A 391-nucleotide genomic window follows, 5' to 3' on the forward strand; every position below is an offset into this window, starting at 1 on the left:
GGTCCCGCTCGAACTGACCTACTGTCAGCGGACGGTGCGGAGCGACGAGGTGGTCGCGTTCACGGACCCCGAGGCCGCGGGGCTGGGCGACGACCCGGCCTACGAGCGGTTCGGGTTCGGCAGCTACGTCGGCGGGCGCGTCGTCGTCGACGACGAGGTGTTCGGAAGCCTCTGTTTCCTCGACCCGGAGCGCCGCGACCGTCCGTTCGACGAGTCCGAGCGGCTGTTCGTGGAGCTGCTCGCCGACTGGCTGGGCCGCGGTATCGAGCGACGGATCGCCCGCGAGGAGCGCGAGGCGGCGATCGAGCGGTTCGAACGGACGCTCGAACGGATCGACGACGCGTTCTTCGCGCTCGACTCAGACTGGCGGTTCACCTACGTCAACGAGAAG

At 69.3% G+C, this 391-nt stretch carries 1 protein-coding gene; it reads left to right on the top strand.

The window, feature by feature from the left end; all coding sequences use genetic code 11:
- Positions 1 to 391, top strand: a 391-nt coding sequence (locus EXE44_RS18435; RefSeq protein ID WP_137718080.1) for a GAF domain-containing protein, incomplete at both ends; no start/stop codon positions are given.

Origin of the sequence: Halorubrum sp. SS7 (assembly GCF_005435055.1) — an archaeon.
In the GTDB taxonomy this organism is placed as follows: Archaea; Halobacteriota; Halobacteria; order Halobacteriales; family Haloferacaceae; genus Halorubrum; species Halorubrum salinarum.